General features: G+C 68.9%; 3 protein-coding genes and 1 pseudogene. 1 reads left to right on the top strand and 3 read right to left on the bottom strand.

Annotated features, from left to right (window positions below; all coding sequences use genetic code 11):
- Positions 1-29: 29 nt before the first annotated feature.
- Positions 30-329, bottom strand: a complete 300-nt coding sequence (locus AC2VOR_RS14035) for a PE family protein (protein WP_369736668.1) — start codon at positions 327-329, stop codon at positions 30-32.
- A 302-nt stretch (positions 330-631) separates the two neighbouring features.
- On the opposite strand from AC2VOR_RS14035, the pseudogene AC2VOR_RS14030 reads away from it, so the two are divergent.
- A pseudogene (locus AC2VOR_RS14030) lies at positions 632-1,365 on the top strand (SIMPL domain-containing protein).
- A gap of 7 nt (positions 1,366-1,372) precedes the next feature.
- On the opposite strand, the gene hpt reads toward AC2VOR_RS14030, so the two are convergent.
- Both hpt and tilS read right to left on the bottom strand, forming a co-directional pair.
- Positions 1,373-1,984, bottom strand: coding sequence for a hypoxanthine phosphoribosyltransferase (gene hpt, locus AC2VOR_RS14025; protein ID WP_486963968.1), 612 nt, complete (start codon positions 1,982-1,984; stop codon positions 1,373-1,375).
- Between the two features lie 50 nt (positions 1,985-2,034).
- A complete protein-coding gene (gene tilS / locus AC2VOR_RS14020) occupies positions 2,035-2,997 on the bottom strand; it encodes a tRNA lysidine(34) synthetase TilS (RefSeq protein WP_486963969.1) in 963 nt (320 codons plus the stop codon).
- Positions 2,998-3,020: the final 23 nt, after the last annotated feature.

Raw genomic sequence — 3,020 nt, 5'->3', positions numbered from 1 at the left:
CGCGAAGTCCAGCATGTCTGCGCCCGCTCCTATCCGACCAAGGCGGTGTTGGCGTCTTCGGTGGCCGCATAGGAACCGGTGCTGATGGCCAGCATGGTCGCCAACTGCTCCCGGGCCACTGCGGCATGAGCATTGATTTCCTGGTAAAGCTTTGCGTGCGAAGCGAACTGTGCGGCCGTGAGGAAGGACACCACGTCGGCGGCGGCCGGAACGACGCCGGTCGTCGGTGCGACTGCCGCCGCGGTCCCGGCCTGCAGCGCCGCATTGATGGAATGCAATTTCCCGGCGGTGGCCGCCAGTATCTCCGTACGTGCGATCACATTTGACATGTCTTCTCCTCAAAGGTGGTGATATCCAATGCATTTCAGCGGCCAGTCGGCCACTGCCGCAGAGCTTCGGACATGTTAAGCGCGCGATGTCGCCGCACTACAGCCTTCGCGGGCTATGTTCACCACAGAGCCGACAATTGTTCATTTAGCTGGGGGGCTGTGCTGCAGTCTATGCGTATGGCATGAAATATGCTGCAAAAAAATATGATTAGAGTTTGGCATGAACTTTCTCGTGGTTGCCCATAGAGAAACTATGCTTTGCTGGCAACATCCGGGCGGGTCGAGGCGCTAAGGTGCACCGCATGCCGCAACCCAGCATTCCGGGCTTCGTCCGCCGCTCGCTCGTGGCCACCGCCGCGGGCGCGGCCATCGCCACGGTGTCGGCCTGTGACCACGACCCAGCCCAGCCGGGGGCGAACCCGCGCCAGGTGACCGTCGTCGGTTCGGGGCACGTCGAGGGCGTCCCGGACACGTTGGCCGCCGAGGTCGGCATTGAATTCACCGCACCCGACGTCACCGCGGCCATGGACCAGACCAACGACCGCCAGCAAGCGGTCCTCGGCGCGCTCACCGGCGCCGGGATCGATCGCAAGGACATCAACACCACCGACGTCACCCTGCAGCCGCAATACGGTACTGCCCCGCCCGGCGGCACCGCCACCATCGCCGGCTACCGCGCCGCCAACGCCATCGAGGTCAAGATCCATCCACCCGACGCCGCGTCGCGGGTACTGGCGCTCATCGTCGGCGCCGGCGGTGATGCGACCCGCATCAACTCGGTGAGCTATTCGATCTCGGACGACTCCCAGCTCGTCAAGGATGCGCGGGCGCGGGCGTTCGACGACGCCAAGAACAGGGCCGGCCAATACGCGCAACTGTCCGGCCTCCGGCTGGGCAAGGTGCTGTCCATCTCCGAAGTGGCCGGATCGGGGCCGCCCAAGGCGCCGGCGCCACAACGCGGCGTGGCCGCCGTCCCGCTGAACCCGGCCGGCAGACGGTGAGCTTCTCGGTGACCGCGGTGTGGGGGCTGGACTGAGTCGGTGCTACTGCTGGTAGACCCTGGGGTCCAGCATGCCGATGTACGACAGGTCGCGGTAGCGCTCGTCGTAATCCAGGCCATAGCCCACGACGAACTCGTTGGGGATGTCGAAACCGACATAGGCGATGTCGACGTTGGCGCCCCGCGCATCGGGCTTGCGGAGCAGCGTGCACACCCGCAGCGACCGCGGGTGCCGGCTGCTCAGGTTGCGCAGCAGCCACGACAACGTGAGCCCGGAGTCGACGACGTCCTCGACGATCAGCACGTCGCGCCCCTGGATGTCGCGGTCCAGGTCCTTCATGATCCGCACCACACCCGACGACGACGTCGAGGACCCGTAGGAGCTGACCGCCATGAACTCGAACTGGGTCGGCACGGGGATGGCGCGCGCCAGGTCGGTGACGAACATCACAGCGCCCTTGAGCACGGTGATCAGCAACAGGTCCTGGCCGGACTCGGCCACCAGGTCGCGGTAGCGGGCGCCGATTTCGTCGCCGAGTTCGGCGACCCGCGCCTGAATCTGCTCAGCCGTGAGCAGCACAGACTTGATATCCCCCGGGTAGAGCTCCGTTGGCTGCGCGGGGGTGATCGCCGAGGAGATCTGCGCCACGAGCACAGCGTGCCATGCCGGCGCGCCAATAACCAACGGCGGTTCGGATATTGCGGTTACCGGACCGGCTCGTGCCACATCGTCAGGACACCGTCGCGCCGGCCCGCGATCAGCCGCTCACCGCGCAGGGAGGATCCGACGGCCACTCCGCCCTGCCCGCGCCACGCGGTGACCAGCGTGTCGACGCCGCGAATCTGCTTGTCCGTCAAGCCGGTCGCGCCGCCGGCCAGCAGCCAGGAACGGATCACCCGGCGCCGGACGGGATCGGGCAGCGCGGCCAGCGTCCCCGCCCGCAGCCCCGTGCCCGTCTTCGCGCCGGGCATCGCCTCGGCGGCGAGCGAGTCGATCAACTCGGTGTCCTCGCGCAGCGCCGTCGCGGTGCGGGCCAGCGCCTCGGCCACCCCCCCGCCCAACACGTCCTCGAGCAGTGGCAGCACCTCCAGGCGGATCCGGGTCCGGGTGAAACGGCGGTCGGCGTTGTGCGGGTCCCGCCAAGCCGTCAGCCCCAGTTCGCGGCACGCGGCGTGCGTCAGGCTGCGGCGCACTCCCAGCAACGGCCGGCACCACGGAGGATCGTGCGGGCGCATCCCGGCGAGCGAACGCCCCCCGGAGCCGCGCCCCAGCCCCAGCAGGACCGTCTCGGCCTGGTCGTCGAGCGTGTGCCCCAGCAGCACGGGGCCGTCGCGGTGGCTGTCCAGCGCTGCGTAGCGCGCGGCGCGGGCGGCGGCCTCGGGACCGCCATCGGTGCCGACGTGCACGCGAAGCACCTGTGCGTCGACGCATCCCAGCGCGACCGCTTGTACGCGGGCGGTTTCCGCGACGGCCGCCGAGCCGGGCTGCAGGCCGTGATCCACGATCAGCGCTGTGGTGGGTCGCAGCTGGGCCGCGGCCGCGGTGAGTGCGAGCGAGTCCGGGCCGCCCGAGACCGCCACACACCATCGCGCCCCGGTGGGCAGGTAGGTGGCGGCGAAACCCTCGACGGCCGCACGCAGCCGCCCTACAGGACCCTGTCGATCCATCGCCGGGGTTCGTCGATCTCGGC

It is taken from the genome of Mycobacterium sp. TH-M103, from assembly GCF_057473785.1.
The sequence above is the reverse complement of the archived record's forward strand: the minus strand, read 5'-3'. Positions and strand labels throughout refer to the sequence as shown.